This is a genomic window from Methylococcus sp. ANG (assembly GCF_040730495.1).
Taxonomy (GTDB): Bacteria; Pseudomonadota; Gammaproteobacteria; order Methylococcales; family Methylococcaceae; genus Methylococcus.
Window position 1 is genome coordinate 3242356 of sequence record NZ_CP160399.1, and the last position, 19465, is coordinate 3261820.

Sequence of the window (19465 nt, forward strand, 5' to 3'; positions counted from 1 at the left end):
CGCCGACTGCGCCGTCGCCGGCGATGTATGCTGCTCTTGGGATTGAGCCATGCCGTCACACATCCACCGACCACGACATCCGGCATGAGTGAGCCGTCCGAAGCGTGAACCGAAGCCTCCGCCTGATCACGATCGCCTTGATGCTCGCCGTTCTGGCCGGCCTGACCTATGCGGTCGTGCGGCCGTTCCTGGTTTCGATCGGCTGGGCGGTCTTCGTGTCCTACGTCGCCTGGCCGCTCCATGCATGGAGCCGGCGGCGGTTCAAGGGTCGGGAAACCCTTTCGGCCCTGGTGACGACGGCGCTCCTGGGGTCCGTGGTATTGGCGCCCTTGATCTGGCTGGCCGTATTGCTGCAAGGCGAGGTATCGGAACTGATCCGCTCCCTCCCGGACTGGCTGGAACAAAAGCCCAGGCTGCCCCATTTCGTCTCGCATATCCCTTATTTCGGAAACGAACTCCAGGCCGTGGTCGACCAGTTCGAAGACCTGCACGGCCTGCTGAAACAGCATGCGCCCGAGTGGGTGCGGCGCCTCGGATCGCCGGTACTCGGAATCATGACCACCCTCGTGCAGAATGCCACCGTGTTGATCATGACGCTGTTCACGCTGTTTTTCCTGTTCCGGGACGGCTTGCAATTGGCTAAGGAGGTCCGGCAGGTTTTTACCCGAGTGCTCGGGGAACGGCTGAAAGGGTATTTCGCGACGATCGAAGCGACGGTCAAGGCCGTCCTCTACGGCATCGTCCTGACCGCACTGGCGCAGGGTTTCCTGGCCGGGCTGGGCTACTGGGTGGTCGGCGTGAAGGCGCCGATCGTGCTCGGGATCGTGACCACCTTCGTCGCAATGATCCCGTTCGGGACGCCATTCGCGTGGGGCTCCGTCAGCATCTGGCTCTTATTACAGGGCGAAACCTGGGCAGGCATCTCCCTGGCCCTTTGGGGTACGCTGGTGATCAGTTGGATCGACAACATCATCCGTCCCCTGGTGATCAGCAGCGCCACGCATATACCATTCGTGCTGGTGATGTTCGGAGTGCTGGGGGGACTCGCCAGCTTCGGCTTCATCGGCCTGGTCCTGGGGCCGGTGATCCTGGCGATGGCGCTGGCGGTGTGGCGGGAGTGGCTGCAGTTGCAGAGGACGGAACTTCGTGGAGAGGGTGGAAACGGCGCATCGACACACGGGCATCTCTAGAAAATCCATGGGGCCCCGCCATTTTCAGCCGTCCAAGCGGTGGAAAATAGCAACCCGGCCCAAATCGCGTTTGGGCCTGGCGAGGAGATAAATCATTTATCGTTGTCCCCTGACGATCACGAGGGCCGCCGGAAGGCGGCTCGAAATTCACTGGATTCGTTCATGAACAAGCAAACACAGTTCAATCTCTGGTATTTCATGCTCGCCTTGATGGCGGTCATGTATCTGCACGAGCTTTGGGTCGCCAGGCAAGAGGTGGAGCACATCACCTACAGCGAGTTCCAGCAGGCGCTGAAAAACGGCGAGATCGAGGAGGTTCAGATTTTCAGCAACACCGTCCGGGGCACTTTCAAACAGCCCAGGCCCGCCGGTCAGAAACAGTTCGTCGCGGTTCAGGTCGAGCCCGATCTCGCAAGGGAATTGGAGCAATACGATGTGAAGTACGGCGCGGTGGTGGAAAGCACCTGGCTGCGCGATCTGCTTTCCTGGATCATTCCCGCGCTGGTGTTTTTTTCCATCTGGATGTTCGTGATGCGCCGGTTCGCCGAGCGCATGGGCGGAGCTGGAGGCTTCCTCTCCATCGGCAAGAGCAAAGCCAAGGTCTATATGGAGACCGACACGAAGGTGAGCTTCAACGACGTGGCGGGAGTGGACGAGGCCAAGGAGGAGTTGCGGGAGGTCGTTTTGTTCCTGAAACAGCCCAAGGACTACGGCCGCCTGGGCGCCCATGTACCCAAGGGCGTGTTGCTGGTGGGGCCGCCCGGCACGGGCAAGACCCTCTTGGCGCGTGCCGTCGCGGGGGAGGCGGGGGTTCCCTTCTTTTCCATCAACGGCTCGGAATTCGTCGAGATGTTCGTCGGCGTCGGCGCCGCCCGGGTGCGGGATCTATTCGAGCAGGCCCGGCAACAGGCACCCGCCATCATTTTCATCGACGAGTTGGACGCGCTCGGCCGGGCGCGCGGCGCTTTTCCGGGGATGGGCGGGCATGATGAGCGGGAACAGACCCTCAATCAACTGCTTTCGGAGATGGACGGATTCGACCCCAGTGCGGGCCTGATCCTGCTCGCCGCCACCAACCGTCCCGAGATTCTCGACCCCGCCCTGTTGCGCGCGGGCCGTTTCGACCGCCAGGTTTTGGTGGATAGACCCGACAAGACCGGCCGGGTGCAGATCCTGCATGTGCACTTGAAAAAGGTGCGGCTCGCCGAGGATGTGGATCCGGAAAAGATCGCCGCCCTGACGCCGGGCTTTTCCGGGGCGGACCTCGCCAATCTGGTGAATGAGGCCGCCGTGCTGGCCACGCGACGGGCGGCGAACGCCGTGGCCCTGGATGATTTCACCCGGGCAGTGGAGCGGATCGTGGCCGGCCTGGAGAAGAAGAACCGTTTGTTGAACCCCTTGGAGCGCAAGATCGTCGCCTACCACGAGATGGGACATGCCTTGGTCGCCCTGTCCCTGCCCGGCGTGGATCCCGTCCACAAGATTTCCATCATCCCGCGCGGGATCGGCGCCCTGGGCTATACCATCCAGCGGCCCACCGAGGACCGTTTCCTCATGACCCGGGAAGAGCTGGAAAACAAGATGGCGGTATTGTTGGGCGGGCGGGCCGCGGAACGGATCGTGTTCGGACATCTGTCCACCGGCGCCGCCGACGATCTCGCCAAGGTCACCGACATCGCCCGCAGCATGGTGATGCGCTACGGTATGTACGAGAAGCTGGGACACGTCGCCTATGAGGCAGAACGTCCGGCCTTCCTCGGTGTTCCCATGGCCCCGGAAATGCGGCGGGAATTCAGCGAGGAAACCGCACGGGAGATCGACTGCGCGGTGCGGGAGATCGTGACCCGGGCCTTCGATGCCGCGACTTCGACCCTGGAGCAAAGGCGGGATAGTCTCGAACGGGGCGCCAAGCTGCTGCTCGAAAAGGAAACGCTGGTCGAGGACGACCTGGTTGCATTCAGATTATCCCCCCTGGCCTGAGGATCGGGGCTTCAGCGCGTCGGGACCGTCTTTTCGGGTTCCGACATCCGAATTGTCCGGGCTAGAAATACGAACGCAGCTCGCCGCGCCGGCGTATGTCCAGGGTGGCGCAATGGAAAGCCCCCCCGAAGGGTAGGTAGCTCGCGAAGGCGCAGGGAATGGGCTCAAGGCCGTGCTCCTCAAGCACTTTGATCAACGAGGTCTGGGTCTTTTCCACGATGACCCGCCTCTCGTCCAGCATCAACACGTTCAGGCTGATCCATTTGCTGCACATCGAGAAGAACTTGGCCATCATTTCCGATTCCGCGTATGGGTCGGGGGCCGGGGCGATGATGATATCCCATGACTTCAATATCTTCGGCAGCCGCTCCACATCGATCCATTCCGGGTTGACCAGCATCTTGCCCGGCGCCAGAAACATGAAGGTCGAGTCGATGTGCATGGGGTCGGGGCAGAGGCTTTCGATTTCATGGAAGCGGAAACGGTCCCCCAGATGTCGCTTCAGCCAATCGACCCCGAAGCGATTGGTCACGTTGCTGAGCTGATAAAAGATATCCCGGCCGCAACGCAGGAAATCGGCGGCGTCGAACACCGGCTCGAAGTCGTTGATCTGATAGCGGATCGGCTCACCGGGTTTGGGCACCTCGTAGTCGGACTCGTAAAGGGCATCGAGCAATTGCGGCTTCGGCGCTGCCGTCTATTTCGCGCCGTGTCGGAAGTACTCCTTGAACAAGGCGCGATAGGGGAAACCCTCGAAATAGCGACAGCGCCAGGACATGGGCGTCTCGATGATTTCATCGCCGATCACCAAAAAGCGGTCGCGCGGGCGAGGGGCTGCGCTGTGCTAAGGCATTGGAACAAAATAACTCTTCCAAATACTGAGGGGTTTGTTTTAAAGTTGCGGTATGGAACATGCCGCAATCAAGAAGCGCTTTGAGAAACTCGATCGGTACCTGGACGAGCGTCTGCGGCGCTTGGTTGCCGGGGCGGAGGCGCTGGCGATTGGCCGAGGCGGAATCTCGGCCGTGTCACGGGAAACCGGTTTATGTCGAGAGGCGATTCGTCAAGGCTGCCAAGAGTTGGAACAACAGAATGCCTTGCCTCAGGGCCGTATTCGCCGGAAGGGGGCAGGCCGGAAACGGACGGTTGACCAGGACTCCACCCTGAAGGCCGATTTGGAGCGATTGATTGATCCGGTGACGCGCGGGGATCCGGAATCCCCGTTGCGTTGGACGTGTAAGAGCACGCGGCAATTGGCCGAAGCCCTCACTGAGATGGGGCACCGAACCAGCCATCGGATGGTGGGCGAACTGCTCCGCGCGCTGGGCTATAGCCTGCAAGGTAATCGAAAAACCTTGGAGGGCGGTTCGCATCCGGATCGCAATGCCCAGTTCGAGCATATCTACACCCAGGTGAAGCAGTTCCAAGGGCGGGGCGATCCGGTCATCTCGGTGGACACCAAGAAGAAGGAACTGGTCGGGAATTTCAAGCAACAGGGCCTGGAATGGCGCCCCGAAGGGCAGCCGGAAGCCGTTCGGGTGTATGATTTTCAAGACCCCGAACTGGGGAAGGTGGCACCGTATGGCATTTACGATCCGACGTTGAATATCGGCTGGGTCAATGTCGGGACGGATCACGACACCGCGCAATTCGCGGTGGAAAGTATTCGCCGCTGGTGGCACTCCATGGGCGCACCGTGTTATCCGAAGGCACGGCACTTGTTGATTACGGCCGATGGCGGTGGGAGCAATGGCTCGCGTGTGCGCTTATGGAAGCGGGAGCTTCAGGCATTAGCCACCGAGTTAGGACTGGCCATCACGGTGTGTCACTTCCCGCCGGGAACCAGCAAATGGAACCAGATTGAGCATCGCCTATTTTCCTTTATCACGATGAATTGGCGCGGTCGTCCGCTCATCAGTCACGAGGTCGTGGTGAATTTGATTGCCTCGACGACCAATCGCAAAGGCTTGCGGGTCTATTGCGAACTGGACGATAGCGAATATCCCAAAGGGATCAAGGTCACCGACGCGGAAATGGACGGCCTCAAAATACAGCGCCATGCCTTCCATGGCGAATGGAATTATACGATCCTGCCGTAGCATTCATATGGCAGATTTATTTTGTTCCAATGCCTAAGCAAGTAAAGATGAACGGTGGTCGCCGTGGGGTTGATGCTGTCCAAGGCGGCGATGCTCACGATCGTAATCCATAGCGAAGTCGTCACTGGCAGATCCTCAACGCGTCCGAAGTTTGGGCCTCAGTCTGCCCAGAAAACCGTCAATGGATGGGCGCACAGTGGCTGAAAAGCCGATTTGTTCGCCTCATCGTTGGGGGCGAGCCCTCCGGGACAAAAACACCGCGAGCGGTTTTGGTCGAGCGAAGCTCGCCCTGCGCATTCCGGCGAACGTGACCGTTGATTCCGGTGATCGTGACCGCCGGGGATCTCATGCCGCGCTGGAGGTTGGTTTTTTACTTGGACCGGTCACGTTGGGTCAAGCCGGCGGTGGTTTTGCGCATCGACTCGCCGGTCAGGGGTAGCCGGTGGGCGTTGTGCAGGAGGCGGTCGAGGATGGCATCGGCGAGGGTGGGCTCGCCGAGGTAGTCGTGCCAGTGCTCGACCGGCAGCTGGCTGGCGATGAGGGTGGAGCGCAGGCCGTGGCGGTCTTCGATCAACTCCATGAGGTCGTTGCGCTGAGAGGCGGTGAGCGGCTGGATGCCCCAGTCGTCGAGGATGAGCAGGTCGGTGCGGGCGAGCTGGTTCATGAGCCGGGAATAGGAGCCGTCGCCGCGGGCGACGGCGAGCTGTTCGAGCAGCCGAGGCAGGCGCAGGTAACGGACGGCTAGTCCCTGGCGGCAGGCCTGATTGCCGAGGGCGCAGGCGAGATAGGTCTTGCCGGTGCCGGTGGGGCCGGTGAGGCAGAGATTGTGATGGGCGCGCAGCCAAGAGCCTTCGGCGAGCGCGGCCATTGGGGGACGATGCAGGCCGCGGGGGTGGCGATAGTCGATATCCTCGATGCAGGCGGCAAGGCGCAGCTTGGCGTCCTTGAGCAAACGGCTGAGGCGGCGGTTGTCGCGGTAGAGCAGCTCCCGGTCGACGAGCAGCGCGAAGCGCTCGTCGAAGGAGAGATCGTGGGTGGCGGGCTGTTCGAGCTGTTGTTCGAAGGCCTCGCGCATGCCGGTGAGGCGCAGGGTGTGGAGCTTGTCCAGGGTTTGCTGGGTGAGCATGGTTTTGTCTCCTGTTGTAACGGGTTTCAGTTGTAGTAGTCGGGACCGCGCACGTTGCCGTGGGCCGGCAGCGCCGCGGCGGTCTCGTCATGGGCCTCATGCGGCTGGCGGTCGAGCCCCTTGTCGAGGATGGAGCTGACGGAGCGATAGGACGGTGATTGGATGGCCAAGGCCCGCGCACAGGCCGCCTCCAGCCGCGCTCGGCTGTAGCGCCGAGCGAGATTGAGCAGGCCCAGGCAGGCGCGGTAGCCGTGCTCGGGATGGGGCCGGTTGTTGAGCTGGTGTTCGACCACGTGCAGCGTCGCTACGCCGATGTCTTTGGCCCAGTTCATGAAGCGCCCCGGTGACCACTGGCGGTGCTCGCGGTGGGACTTGGGCATGTGCTCGGGGAGGGTGGAGAAGCGGCCGGCGCCCTGGCGCGGGTGCGCGGCGACGCGGTGTCCCCGGTGCAGCACCTCGATGCTGGTGGCGGTGGCGCGCAGCTCCAGCACCTGGCCGACCAGCGCATGGGGCACGCTGTAGAGGCGACCGCCGAACTCGACGTGGTAGTCGATGCCGGGCTTGACCTGTTTCCACTCGGCGTACTCGTAAGGCACCAGCGGCAGGGGTTTGAGGGCCGGCCGGTCGAGGGACTCGAACAGGTCGCGGCGGCTGTCGGGCTGGCGCTGGAAGGGGCGGCCGTTGAGTGACTCCAGCAGCTCGTGTATGGCCTGGTTGAGGGCCGCCAGGGAGTGGAAGGTGCGATGGCGCAGCCGGGCCAGAATCCACCGTTCCACGACTTGCACGGCCACCTCCACCTTGGCCTTGTCCTTCGGCTGGTAAGGGCGCGCCGGCAGGATGGCGGCGCCGTAGTGGCGGGCCAGCTCGGCGTAGGTGGCGTTGGGCTCGGGGGCGTAGCGGCAGGGCTGGCTCACCGCCGCGCGCAGGTTGTCCGGCACCCACAGCGCGGGGGTGCCGCCGAAGTAGCGCAGGGCGCGCTGATGGGAGGCGATCCAGTCCGGCAGCGCCTGGGTCCAGGTGGCCTCGGCGTAGGTGTAGCTGGAGGCGCCGAGCACGGCGACGAACACCTGCGCCTGGCGCAGCTCGCCGGTGGCGGGGTCGATCACCGGAACGGTGGGGCCGCAGTAGTCGAGAAAGAGCTTCTCGCCGGCGTGGTGAACCTGGCGCATGCTGCGCCGCTGCTGGCCCTGCCAGAGCCGGTAACGGTGGCAGAACTGGCTGTAACGGTAAGCGGCCTCGCCGTGGGTCGCCACGTACTCGGCCCACAGCAGCTGCAGGGTCACCCCCTTGCGCTTGAGCTCGTGGTGAAGGCGCGGCAGGTCCGGCTCCACGAAGCGCGCCGGGGCCGTGGGGGCGGGGAACAGCAACCGCTCCAGGGCCGCCTCGTCCATCGCCCCGGGCAGCGGCCAAGCAACGCCCTTCGCCTGGGCGAGGCTCACGTACTTGCTGACCACGCCCTTGGAGACGCCCAGCGCCCGGGCGATCTTCTCGTGGCTGAGCTTCGCCTCGTGCTTGAGGCGCAGAATCTCGGTGATGTGTCGCATGGAACTCCTCTTTGCCGGCATGTCGCCCCCTTCGAAAGTAAAAGGGCGGCTCTATGCCTGTTGGGGTTGAGAAATTCCAGCGCGGCTGAGGTGATTCCGGGAACGTGACCGCGATTTCCGGCATCGTGACCACCGATTCCGGCCGGAAGGCCAAAATCGGTCACGATCAAACGGAATCGCCGGTCACGTTCACCCGGCATGGGCGGTCACGATCAAACGGAATCGGCGGTCACGTTGGGCCGGAATACGCAAGTACCCCGCGGCGCTCGCGCTCGGCCCGGCGCAGCCGCTGGGCCTGGCGGTCGACCGTGGCGCTCAGGCGGGTTCTTGAATTGGCGGGGGGTGACGGCTTCACGTTCTACCTCCTTCGCGGTCCAGGGGGTATCGTTCGTGGGCATCGTAGGCCGAACGCAACATCCGATCGTCGAGGGAGTCCTGAAGGCTTTTGTTGGCCGTGAACTCCATTATCGCCTCAGCGCGGCTTCGCATTCGGAGTGGATGCCGGCTTCACGACGTGCCGATCGATCGGTTGCTGCGCCAAGCCTACTCCCTCGCGAAAGTATTTTCACTCACCGAAATCCCACCCTTCACAAATCATAAAACTCCACTAAGGTTAGTTGCTTGTGTGTTCATGACTTTGGTTTCCGCAACGCTTTGGCTAAAGTGAGGTAGGGGTATGGTCGGACGGATCGGTCGTTTGGCGCTGGCGGTCTTCGGGCTGAGTTGTTTGCTGTTCGGTTGGGCCTGGGGGCGTGAAGAGGAGCACCACTCGCCCCACGACACCCCATTCGTGATCGAGTCTTACGCCGAAGTCGGCAAGAAAGTCCGGGTGGACAGACATCGTTTCCGTCAGACCTACCGGGCCGTGGTCCGGAACCGCAGCGGGGAGGACGCATTTCACCTGACCGCGGTTTTAGCCGGGCACGATGACGACTTTACGGTCATCGACGGCGACCTGGACTTCGGCGACGTCCCTGACCGCGAACGCGCCGTGAGCCTCGACACCTTCACGCTCGAAACGCGTTCCGGCGGACATTCCTCTCTCAAAAAGCTGCGCTGGCGCTTCAGTCAGAACCACGCGCCCGTCGCTCGGGCCGGCGCCGATCAAAGCGTGAAGGTCGGCGGCCGGGTGCAGTTGAACGGCAGCGGTTCCAGCGACGCCGACGGCGATGTCCTGAGCTACCGATGGACGTTCGTCTCGCTACCCCCCGGCAGCCAGACGGCCTTGAGCGATGCCGCCGTGCCCGATCCCGACTTTCTGGTGGACCGGCCCGGCAACTATGTGATCCAACTCGTCGTCAACGATGGCCATTCGGACAGTGCAGCGGACAGTATCACCGTCAGCACGCTCAACAGCGCGCCGGTAGCGGATGCCGGCCCGGATCAGACCGGCACGCTCGGCAGCCTGGCGCAGTTGGACGGGCGCGGTTCCAGCGACGCCGACGGCGATCCCCTGGGTTACCGCTGGACCCTCCTTGCATCGCCGGAAGGAAGTCAGGCGGCGCTGTCGGACCCGCTGTCCGCCACCCCATCGATCAGCCTGGACCGTCCCGGCCGCTATGCGGCGCAATTGGTCGTGTCCGACGGCGAGCTCGACAGCGATCCGGACACTGTCAGCCTCACCACCACCAACTCCCCGCCCGTCGCCCAGGCCGGTCCCGACCGGACGGCGCTGGTGGGCGAGGCCGTGGACCTCGACGGCGGCGCCTCCAGCGACGTGGACGGCGATCCCTTGAGCTACCGCTGGGCCCTCGTGACTCGCCCCGCGGACAGCAACGCGGTGCTCTCGGCGGTCGCGGGAATGAAATCGGGCTTCATCGTCGACCGCCCCGGGACCTACGCTGCCCAGCTCATCGTCAATGACGGCCAGGCCGACAGCGAGCCGGACACCGTCGCCATCACCACCCGCAACAGCTTGCCCGTGGCCCGCGCCGGCGCGGACCAGAGCGCGGCCGTCGGCAGCCGGGTGAGCCTGGACGGTTCGGCTTCCAGCGATCCTGACGGCGATGCCTTGAGCTACCGCTGGTCCCTGCTCAGCCGGCCCGGCGGCAGCGGCGCCGTGCTCGATCCGGTCGATGCCGCCCTCAGCGGCTTCGGCATCGACCTTCCCGGCACCTACGTCGCCCAGCTCATCGTCAACGACGGCCAGGGCGACAGCCCGCCGGACACCGTCAGCGTCAGCACGGTCAACAGCCGCCCCGTCGCCGCCGCCGGTCCCGACCAAAGCGTCGTCACCGGCAGCGCCGTCAGCCTCGACGGAAGCGCCTCCCACGACCCCGATCTCGACGTCCTGAGCTATCGCTGGTCGCTGCTGAGCGTGCCCGATGGGAGCCGCGCGATGCTGGACGATCCCGCCGCCCCTCTCTGTCATTTCCGGGCCGATCTTCCCGGCGGTTACCTCGCCCAACTCATCGTCGGCGACGGCAGCCTGGACAGTGTCCCCGACACCGTCCTGATCCAGGCCGTTTCGCCGCCGAATCGGGCGCCGGCCATCAGCTCGGCCCCGGTGGTCGTGGCCGCCCTGGGGGAGATTTACGAATATTTCGTAGTCGCCAGCGATCCCGACGGCGATCCCCTGGCCTACAGCCTCGCTGCGGCTCCCGTCGGGATGAGTATCGACGGAGCCGGCGGCGCCATCCGCTGGACACCCGTCAGCGCAGGCCGCTATGCCGTCACCGTCGTCGTCACCGACCCGCACGGCGCCACTGTTGCTCAAAGTTTCGAGATCGTGGTGTCGGCAGGCGACGGCGGCCTGCCGCCTGATCCGGTCCGGATCGCCCCGCCGGTCGACCCGAGTGTCGCCACCACCGTCGCCGATTCCACTCGCTTCCTCTATTCCGGCAGCCATCCGGTGCAGACCGGCGTTGCGGCGGGCACCATCGAAGCCCGGCGCGCCGCCGTCATCCGCGGCAAGGTGCTGGACCCGGGCGATGCGCCCTTGAGCGGGGTCACGCTGACCGTCAAGGGCCATCCCGAATTCGGCCAGACCCTGAGCCGGGCCGACGGCCAGTTCGACCTTGCCGTCAACGGCGGCGGCGTACTGGTCGTCGAATACGCCAAGACTGGCTTCCTGCCCGCTCAGCGGCAGGTCAGCGCGCCCTGGCAGGATTTCGCCACCGCCGAAGACGTGGTCCTGGTTCCGCTCGATTCCCAGGTCACCGCCATCGATCTGAGCGGAGCGGCGGCCGGCTATCAGGCCGCCCAGGGCAGTCTCAGCAGCGACGCCGACGGCAGCCGCCAGGCCACCGTTCTGTTCCCGCCCGGCCTCCAGGCCAGCATGACCCTGCCCGATGGCAGCCGGCAGGCGCTTTCCACGCTCAATGTCCGCGCCACCGAATACACCGTCGGCGCCAACGGGCCGAAACGCATGCCCGGTCCCCTGCCGCCGGCCTCCGGCTACACCTACGCCGTCGAATTGTCGGTGGATGAAGCCCTGGCGCAGAACGCCAGACAGGTGGTCTTCGACCGGCCCGTACCGGTCTATGTCGACAACTTCCTCGATTTCCCGGTGGGCGAGATCGTCCCCGCCGGCTGGTACGACCGCGACAAGAGCGCCTGGATACCGTCCGACAATGGCCGGGTGATCGAGATCCTCGCCATTGCCGATGGCCTCGCGCAGATCGATGGCGACGGCGATGGCCAGGCCGACGATGCCGCCAGGCTTGCAACGCTCGGTGTCAGCGATGCCGAAAGGGCGTCGCTCGCCGGGCTTTATTCCGCGGGGAAGAGCCTGTGGCGCGTGCCCCTCAAACACTTTTCGCCGCACGATTTCAACTGGCCTTGGGGCTTCCCGCCGGATGCCATCACACCCAACGGCGGCGATCCCACCACCGGGGATGAGCGACAACCTCAGTCATGCGAAGGCGACGTCCGCAGCGGTTGCCTGATCGGCAGCCAATCCCAGGTGCTCGGTGAGGAACTGCCCATCGCCGGCACGCCTTATACCTTGCATTACCGCAGCGACCGGACAGCGGGGCGGAAGACCAGCACCACGCTCAACATCCCCTTGAGCGGGACCACGGTTCCGGCGAGCCTCAAGCGCATCGAACTGGCGGTCGAGGTCGCGGGACAGCGTTATACCCAGGCCTTCCCGCCCGCCCCCAACCAAAGCCACAGCTATACCTGGAACGGCCTCGACGCTTACGGGCGGCATGTCGAAGGCAGCCAGACGGCGACCGTCCGGGTCGGGTACGTCTACAGCCCGGTGTACTACGAAGCGGCCAACCGCACTGCCAGAGCGTTCGGGGAAACTTCAGACAACCCCGGCGCTGGTGTCTTGACTTCGGTGATGGACCGGCAGAATGCCGTCTACACCCATTGGAAAACCTGGAACAAGCGCTTAGGGGTGTTCGAACCGAAGGCGGCGGGTCTGGGTGGCTGGAGTCTGGCAGTTCATCATGCGTACGATCCGGTCGGTGCGGTGTTCCATGGCGGCAGTGGCGGAGTTGGCGGAGGAGACGAAGTCATCGAGACCGTGGCGGGTGATGGGACGGCTGGATTCAGCGGCGATGGCGGGCCGGCAGCGAACGCACGGCTGAACACTCCGTGGGACGTGTCTGTCGGTGCCGACGGCAGCTTGTATGTCGCCGATTCGGGAAATGGACGCATTCGCCGTATCTGGCCCGACGGAACTATCAGGACCGTTGCGGGCGGGGGCAACAGCACGTCAGACGGCGTCCCGGCGACTTCAGCTAACCTGGGCGGACCCTATGGGATCCATGTTGAGTCCGATGGACGGATTTTCGCGGCGATTCGAAATAGTAGCTCCGTCAAGCTCGTCGAGGCCGATGGAACGATCCGCACCGCTGCTCGGGGTCTGGACGCAGTTCACGTCGCATCGGGGTCGGACGGGAATGTTTACGTCACGAACAACAGTAGGGAATCGATCGAGCGTCTAGCTCCCGACGGAACCCTCAGCCGCTTCGCCGGTGGCCGTCGCCAGTTCTCTGGAGACGGCGGTTCCGCCGTTTCCGCAGGGCTGTCCAATCCGTTCGGTGTGGCGGTGGAACCGAGCGGCGAAGTGCTGATTGGCGACACCCTGGCCTATCGGGTGAGACGCGTCGATGCCGCCGGCGTCATCCGGACGATAGCGGGAGGCGGAAACCAAGTCCCGGACGGTGTCGCCGCGACGTCAGCGCGGCTTTCGGGTCCCGAGGACATCACCAGCGATTTCAGAGGTGGGTTTTACATCACCGACGTCTACGCCCACCGCTTGTTCCATGTAAATGCAAACGGCGTTCTTCGCACCCTGGCCGGCAACGGCAGTGCCGGGTTCGGCGGTGACGGTGGCCCGGCCCGAGCCGCCAGCTTTAAGAACCTGTCTGGTAAAAGTTTAAGCACATTTAGCAAGAGTCAGCTTGAGCATGGCGATGCGAATCATGTTTTCGGCAGTGGCGGTGAGGATTTCGACATCCTTGGCGAGTCGGCGGAACGACCCGAGCCAAGCGAAGGTGCGCTCGACCACCCAGCGCTTGGGCAGGACTGCGAAGCCATCTTTGATCTTCTCGGAAATATGCAGCGTCAACCCCAAGGTCTCGTCGACAAACCGAACGGCGGTGCCGCGATACCCGGCGTCGCCGGAAAAGGCCTGTAGACCGGGATGCTTTTCCGCGGCTCGACGCAGCACCTCGCAAGCCCCCACCGTATCGTGAAGGTTGGCGGCATGAACCTGGACGTGCAACAGATTGCCCAAGACATCGACCACGATATGGCGTTTGCGGCCTTTCACTTTTTTGCCGCCGTCGATGCCACGCTCTTCGCTGTCGTACTGGGTTTTGACGCTTTGCGAATCAATGATGCCGTAGCGGGGACAGGGCGCTCTGCCGTTTTTTTTCGCCGTTGCCGATTCAAGTCGTCCAGCGCGCGTTCCCAAACGCCGTTTTTGTTCCAGCGGCTGAAATGGTCGTACACCGTTTTCCACGGAGGAAAGTCGTTGGGCAACTGCCGCCACTGGGCACCCGTTTTCACCAAGTACAGAATGGCATCGACGATGCGTTTTCGCGAATGCTTACACCCGCTGCCTCGCCGATCATTGGGCTGAAAGTAGCGCTCTATCCGCGCCCATTCGTGCTCTTTCAAATCACTCGGATAACTCAATGGCTTCGCTCGTCAGGTCCAGGGACCATTGACTTTACTACGTTTTGTTTTTCAAGACAGGTTCTAATACGCCTGTGGGAGTGGCCGTGGCTCCCGACGGCAGCGTCTACATCGCCGACCGCAATAACCACCGAATCCGCTGTATCCGTTCCCGCTTTCCCTATTATTCCGGCACGGAAATCAGCATCGTTTCCGAAGACGGCAGCGAACTCTATGCCTTCGACGCCGACGGCCGGCATCTGTACACCCGCGATACCCGCACCGGCGCCAAGCTCCACAGCTTCAGCTACGACGGCGAAGGCCGGCTCAGCGCCATCGAGGACGTCGACGGCAACCTGACCCGGATCGAGCGCGACGGCGCCGGCCTCCCCACCGCCATCGTCGCCCCGGACGGCCAGCGCACCGCGCTGTCCGTCGACGCCAACGGTCATCTCGCCGCCGTCGCCAATCCGGCCGGCGAAACCTATCGAATGACCTACAGCGCCGACGGGTTGATGCTCGGCTTCACCGATCCCAAGGGGCAGGCCAACGCCTTCGAATACGACGGCCTGGGACGGCTGGTCCGCGATGCCGACGCTGCGGGTGGCGGCTGGACGCTGGGCCGGACCGAACAGGCTTTGGGCTTCACCACCCGCATGACCTCCGCCGAAGGCCGGACCACCGATTTCCAGGTCGAGGTCCGCGCCAACGGCGACCGTCATTTGGTCAACACCTATCCCGACGGCGGCGTGGAAGAACGGTGGTTCACGACGGCGGGCGAGAACCGCTACAGCAGTGCGGACGGCATGCTGACCACCGTTCTGAAAGGACCCGATCCGCGCTTCGGCATGCAGGCGCCGGTGGTGTCCAAACGCGTGACCAAGACACCGGCCGGGCTCACGGCGACGGTCACCCAAAGCCGCACCGTCACACTCTCGGCGCTTTCCGACCCCTTGAGCCTGAAAACCCTCGCCGAAACCGTTACCGTCAACGGCAAGAGCGCGCGGAGCGTGTTCGACGCCGCCGCCCGCAGCGTCACGGCCACCTCGCCGGCCGGCCGCAGCGCCGTCGCCACGCTGGACGCCAAGGGCAGGCCGGTCTCGTCCCAGGTCGCCGGCCTGGAACCGGTGCAGTACGCCTACGACAGCCGTGGACGCCTGCAGGACGTGCGCCGGGGCCAGGAGGGCGGCGATACCCGCACGCTGCATTACGACTACCACGCCAGCGGACCGGCGCAGGGCTATCCGGCCGCCGTCACCGATGCCTTGGGGCGCAGCGTCCGCTACGACTACGATGCGGCCGGGCGCATCATCCGGCAGACCGGCCCGGACGGCGGCAGCGTGCAATTTTCGTACGATGCCAACGGCAATCTCAGCGGGTTGATTCCGCCCGGCCAGCCCGCCCATCTGTTCGACTACACCGCCGTCGACCGCGCCGAAAGCTACACCCCGCCCATGGTAGACACCGCCGATCCCGCCACCCATTACCGGTACAACCGCGACAGACAGCTCACCCGGATCGTCCGGCCCGGCGGCGAAACCCTGGATTTCGCCTACGACAACGCAGGGCGCCTTGTCACCCTCACCGCTTCGCACGGCGACACCACCTACGCCTACGACGTCGCCGGGCGGCTCAAAACCCTGAGCGCACCGGGCGGCATCGGCCTGAGCTACGGCTACGACGGAGCGCTACTCACCCAGGAGACGCTCACCGGTCCCATCGCCGGCAGCTTGACCCGCGCCTACGACAACGATTTCCGCGTCGTACGGCTGAGCGTCAACGGCAGCGCCATCGCCTTTGGCTACGACGACGACGGCCTGCTGACCCGCGCCGGCGACATCACCCTCAACCGCGATGCCCGGAATGGCCTTCTCACCGGCACCACGCTCGGCCGTGTCGATGACAGCCTGGGCTACAACGGCTTCGGCGAAGTCCAGAGCTACGACGCCCGGGCCAACGGCAGCCCCCTCTTCGCCGTCGCTTACGGCCGCGACGTTCTCGGCCGTATCACCGACAAGACCGAAACGATCCAGGGCGTCACCACCCATAGCGGCTACCGTTACGACCTCGCCGGCCGGCTGGTCGAAGTCCGGGTCGACGGCCAGGTCCAGGCCAGCTATGGGTATGATGCCAACGGCAACCGCACCACCGTCAACGGCGCGACGGTCGCCGGCTACGACACCCAGGACCGCCTCAAAACCTTCGACCCCAGCGGCACCGGGGCAGCGGCGAGGGTCTACGACTACACCCCCGGCGGCGAACTCAAGACCAGCACCGTCGGCGGCTCGGCGACCCGTTACAGCTACGATGCGTTCGGCAACCTTCGCCATGTCGACCTGCCGGGCGGCACCGCCATCGACTACCTCGTCGACGGCCGCAACCGCCGGATCGGCAAAAAACTGAACGGCCAGCTCGTGCAAGGCTTCCTCTACCAGGACGCCCTGCGCCCCCTCGCCGAACTCGACAGCCAAGGCCGGATCGCCGCCCTATTCGTCTACGCCGACAAAGCCAACGTCCCGGCCTATCTCGTCAAAGGCGGCCAGACCTACCGCATCCTCTCCGACCACCTCGGCAGTCCCCGCCTGGTCGTCAACACCGCCGACGGCACGGTCCTGCAGCGCATGGACTACGACGCCTGGGGCAACGTCACCTATGACAGCAACCCCGGCTTCCAGCCCTTCGGCTATGCCGGCGGCCTCTACGACCGGGACACCGGGCTGGTGAGGTTCGGCGCGAGGGACTACGATCCGGAAACCGGACGATGGACGGCGAAAGACCCGATTTTGTTTGGGGGCGGGGATGCGAATGTTTATCGCTATGTTTCAAATGACCCCATAAACTTCATTGATCCTCCTGGATTAGATGGTATTGGTGCATGGCTAGTGTCAACTTGGCACATTGGCGATACTTCTTACGGGTTTAACTCTCCAAACCCTAATGCGCAGGGTAGGCTGAATAATTTAATTGGTGGGCGCGCATCCAATAAATGCAATTTTTTTGTAAACGACATGCTTACGGCTGGAGGAAATCCTCCGGGACGAATAAACGGAAGGATTCCCAGTGCTTCTGAGTGGGCTGATCCCCATGTAGCAATCGATGGATACTATGTGATGCCAGGTGTTTACCTGCCAAAAGAAGGTGACGTGGTTGCATATGATGGTCACGTCGGACTATTTGCGCCCCTTGATGGTGGAAGTCCTGGAACAATTTCCGCTAGCGCTGTCACACAATCAGTCGTTCATAATGATTGGGGTTTTCGGTCGGGGCAATCACCAACAATTCGCCGATGTGTGTGTGATCAATGAAGGGCGCACTTTCAATTGCGGCATTTTTGCTTTCCTTCCTGTTGGTTCAAAAAATCCTTCCGGTGTTGATTCCCTTGAGCGAATTTTCTGGGGCTGGAAGAGTAGATCTGTTGCAGTGGTTATTCGGCTTCAGGTCCTTGGCAACTATCGCCTTGATTGCTTGCTTTATTCTATTCATATGCGGCTGGCCGTTAACTCGATTGTCTGTTTTTTTGTCATTAGTGTTTGGAATTGTTGCGGCACTATTGTGCGGGTTTACTATTTTTCCTTATAATGTTTTTGACTTGGAGATCGTGTCGCGTCAGTATTTTGATTTATCTGTGGCGTTATGGGTGATTGTTTTGCTGTTTCCGTGGGGAGTGGCTATGGTGAAAAAACTGTAGCCCGCGTAGGACGAATTCTTGCCACCGATTAACAGGGCGAGGTCCCATTTCCCGACATACTCGTCGCCCTGTTCGCCTACGCCGATAAAGGCAAGGTCCCGGCCTATCTTGAATTCAGCATCGTCTTGATGAGGTCAAGGTTCCGGAATCAGAAGAAGATTATTGAAACATCAGACCCCGCTCTGCGGGGCTTTTTCAATCATTCTCCCACGGCTTCTTCTCCTGCCCCGCTAGCCAGCGTAGCCCGCGTAGGTACGATTAGCGCAGCGTAATCGTACGCATGAATCGTGCTCCAGCCATTACTGTATCCACTTTGGAAATAACGCGCTCCACTTTGTTTTATCAGGGTTTGCTATTCCACCCCTTCAATCGGATCAATAACCAAAAGACCGAAACCGTGGGCAGCGTCACCGACACCGCTGGTCGCGCCTACGACCTCGCGGGACGGCCGCAACCGCAGGATCGGCAAAAAACTGAACGGACAGCTCGTGCAAGGCTTCCTCTACCAGTACGCCTTGCGCCTCATCGCCGAACTCGATGGCCAAGGCAAAGTCATCACCCTGTTCGTCTACGCCGACAAAGGCAACGTCCCCGCCTATCTCGTCAAAGGCGCCCAGACCTACCGTATCCTCTCCGACCACCTCGGCAGTCCCCGCTGATCGTCAACACCGCCGACGGCACGGTCCTGCAGCGCATGGACTACGACGCCTGGTGCAACGTCACCTACGACAGCAACCCCGGCTTCCAGCCCTTCGGCCATGCCGGCGGCCTCTACGACCGCGATACCGGGCTGGTGAGGTTCGGCGCGAGGGACTATGATCCGGAAACCGGACGATGGACGGCGAAAGACCCGATTTTGTTTGGGGGCGGGGATGCGAATGTTTATGCCTATGTCCGGAATAACCCAACCAACCTTGTGGATCCCTTTGGGTTGAGGGAATACCCTGACAATTTCATAGGTCCGCTTGAGCCGAGTGGGTACTACACCTCGCAGATGACGCAGACGAAGTGCGGGCGAATACCGCCGGCGCCACCCGGCGTTAACATCAATTCCAACATGTTTGATGCGCGAAGCCATTTCAATCCATTCTGGTTTTATGACCAGGTAAGGAATAAAGGTCCATGGGACTATAAGCAGCAAGGATCGCTGTATGAGGACTTTGGAAATTTTAATTTCGGAGCAACCGGTAATGCGTTTGGGTTCCCATCAGACGTTTTACAACGTGGCGCCGGCTGGGCTAACCAGAAGGCTGACCCCGCTCGGACGAATCTCGGTAGTCCCTGGGGGGCGCCGCCCTATGGGGATGATTGGTATGACCAACTACAAATTAGGCGGGGAATCAACTTCTGTGAGTGCATGGAGAAGTGATCTGTGTTGTGTAAAAGTACTTCTCGGTAGTTTTTTACTTGCATTAGAGGGTTGTGGTGGCAGCCTTTGCGGCAATGAGGTGGTGGGCGAGTACCCGTCACCGGATGGGCAATTTGTCGCAACGGTCTTCGAAAGGAATTGCGGAGCAACTACCCCCTTTGTGCGAGTTATAAGTCTTCGGGAATCCGGTGAAAAATTTGATTCGGAAAGCTATGAGGATTGGATTTTTACGAGTAAGGGGCAACCTCGAATCAGTATTTCCTGGAATGGCAATAACCAGTTGAATGTAAATTATGTTGGCGGAAGAGAAATGCCTACGCAACGTCAGTTCTGGAAAACCGTACACGTCGAGTACCGATAATACTGAATAGCACGCGCCCGATTAGCGTAGCGT

General features: G+C 62.5%; 12 protein-coding genes and 2 pseudogenes. 8 read left to right on the top strand and 6 right to left on the bottom strand.

Features of this window, described 5'->3' with window-relative positions; translation table 11 throughout:
* The first annotated feature begins 104 nt into the window (after positions 1-104).
* Both ABZN20_RS15850 and ftsH read left to right on the top strand, forming a co-directional pair.
* A complete protein-coding gene (locus ABZN20_RS15850) occupies positions 105-1190 on the top strand; it encodes an AI-2E family transporter (protein WP_218808681.1) in 1086 nt (361 codons plus the stop codon).
* A 162-nt stretch (positions 1191-1352) separates the two neighbouring features.
* Positions 1353-3170: an ATP-dependent zinc metalloprotease FtsH gene (ftsH, locus tag ABZN20_RS15855; protein WP_367025880.1), complete on the top strand. Its 1818-nt coding sequence runs from the start codon at positions 1353-1355 to the stop codon at positions 3168-3170.
* Between the two features lie 61 nt (positions 3171-3231).
* Here ftsH and ABZN20_RS15860 read toward each other — a convergent pair whose 3' ends face one another.
* On the bottom strand, positions 3232-3846 hold the full coding sequence (locus tag ABZN20_RS15860; protein WP_367025881.1) for a hypothetical protein: 615 nt from the start codon (positions 3844-3846) through the stop codon (positions 3232-3234).
* Between the two features lie 229 nt (positions 3847-4075).
* On the opposite strand from ABZN20_RS15860, the gene ABZN20_RS15865 reads away from it, so the two are divergent.
* Positions 4076-5269 (top strand): ISAzo13 family transposase, encoded by a 1194-nt coding sequence (locus ABZN20_RS15865; protein ID WP_367025483.1) that lies wholly within the window; start codon positions 4076-4078, stop codon positions 5267-5269.
* Between the two features lie 370 nt (positions 5270-5639).
* On the opposite strand, the gene istB is transcribed toward ABZN20_RS15865, so the two are convergent.
* The 3 genes from istB to ABZN20_RS15880 all read right to left on the bottom strand — a co-directional run bounded on the left by istB (position 5640) and on the right by ABZN20_RS15880 (position 8294).
* On the bottom strand, positions 5640-6395 hold the full coding sequence (gene istB, locus ABZN20_RS15870; protein ID WP_367025276.1) for an IS21-like element helper ATPase IstB: 756 nt from the start codon (positions 6393-6395) through the stop codon (positions 5640-5642).
* A 26-nt stretch (positions 6396-6421) separates the two neighbouring features.
* Positions 6422-7960: an IS21 family transposase gene (istA, locus tag ABZN20_RS15875; protein WP_367025277.1), complete on the bottom strand. Its 1539-nt coding sequence runs from the start codon at positions 7958-7960 to the stop codon at positions 6422-6424.
* 208 nt (positions 7961-8168) lie between these two features.
* Positions 8169-8294, bottom strand: coding sequence for a hypothetical protein (locus ABZN20_RS15880; protein WP_367025882.1), 126 nt, complete (start codon positions 8292-8294; stop codon positions 8169-8171).
* A 321-nt stretch (positions 8295-8615) separates the two neighbouring features.
* Here ABZN20_RS15880 and ABZN20_RS15885 point away from each other — a divergent pair.
* A pseudogene (locus ABZN20_RS15885) lies at positions 8616-12539 on the top strand (PKD domain-containing protein); the annotation flags it as partial.
* Between the two features lie 732 nt (positions 12540-13271).
* Here the strand turns inward: ABZN20_RS15885 and ABZN20_RS15890 are convergent.
* Entirely contained in the window at positions 13272-13889 is a 618-nt protein-coding gene (locus ABZN20_RS15890; RefSeq protein ID WP_367025883.1) for an IS5 family transposase, read from the bottom strand.
* Positions 13859-14035 (bottom strand): annotated as a pseudogene (locus ABZN20_RS15895) (transposase); the annotation flags it as partial. The pseudogene ABZN20_RS15895 and the gene ABZN20_RS15890, both read right to left, overlap by 31 nt.
* 74 nt (positions 14036-14109) lie before the next feature.
* Between ABZN20_RS15895 and ABZN20_RS15900 the strand changes: the two are divergent.
* The 4 genes from ABZN20_RS15900 to ABZN20_RS15915 all read left to right on the top strand — a co-directional run bounded on the left by ABZN20_RS15900 (position 14110) and on the right by ABZN20_RS15915 (position 19071).
* Positions 14110-17319 (top strand): RHS repeat-associated core domain-containing protein, encoded by a 3210-nt coding sequence (locus tag ABZN20_RS15900; RefSeq protein WP_423246412.1) that lies wholly within the window; start codon positions 14110-14112, stop codon positions 17317-17319.
* Positions 17316-17702: a hypothetical protein gene (locus ABZN20_RS15905; protein WP_367025885.1), complete on the top strand. Its 387-nt coding sequence runs from the start codon at positions 17316-17318 to the stop codon at positions 17700-17702. Before ABZN20_RS15900 ends, ABZN20_RS15905 begins: the two co-directional genes overlap by 4 nt.
* A gap of 488 nt (positions 17703-18190) precedes the next feature.
* Positions 18191-18361 carry a hypothetical protein gene (locus ABZN20_RS15910; protein ID WP_367025886.1) on the top strand — a complete coding sequence of 57 codons (171 nt, stop codon included), beginning with the start codon at positions 18191-18193 and terminating at the stop codon, positions 18359-18361.
* A 35-nt stretch (positions 18362-18396) separates the two neighbouring features.
* Positions 18397-19071 (top strand): RHS repeat-associated core domain-containing protein, encoded by a 675-nt coding sequence (locus ABZN20_RS15915; protein WP_367025887.1) that lies wholly within the window; start codon positions 18397-18399, stop codon positions 19069-19071.
* Positions 19072-19465: the final 394 nt, after the last annotated feature.

Bases quoted from the DNA above. Each gene is read 5' to 3' on its own strand.
- ftsH (WP_367025880.1), top strand. From the start codon at position 1,353: ATGAACAAGCAAACACAGTTCAATCTCTGGTATTTCATGCTCGCCTTG.
- ABZN20_RS15865 (WP_367025483.1), top strand. From the start codon at position 4,076: ATGGAACATGCCGCAATCAAGAAGCGCTTTGAGAAACTCGATCGGTAC.
- istB (WP_367025276.1), bottom strand. From the start codon at position 6,395: ATGCTCACCCAGCAAACCCTGGACAAGCTCCACACCCTGCGCCTCACC.
- istA (WP_367025277.1), bottom strand. From the start codon at position 7,960: ATGCCGGCAAAGAGGAGTTCCATGCGACACATCACCGAGATTCTGCGC.
- ABZN20_RS15905 (WP_367025885.1), top strand. From the start codon at position 17,316: ATGAAGGGCGCACTTTCAATTGCGGCATTTTTGCTTTCCTTCCTGTTG.
- ABZN20_RS15915 (WP_367025887.1), top strand. From the start codon at position 18,397: ATGGACTACGACGCCTGGTGCAACGTCACCTACGACAGCAACCCCGGC.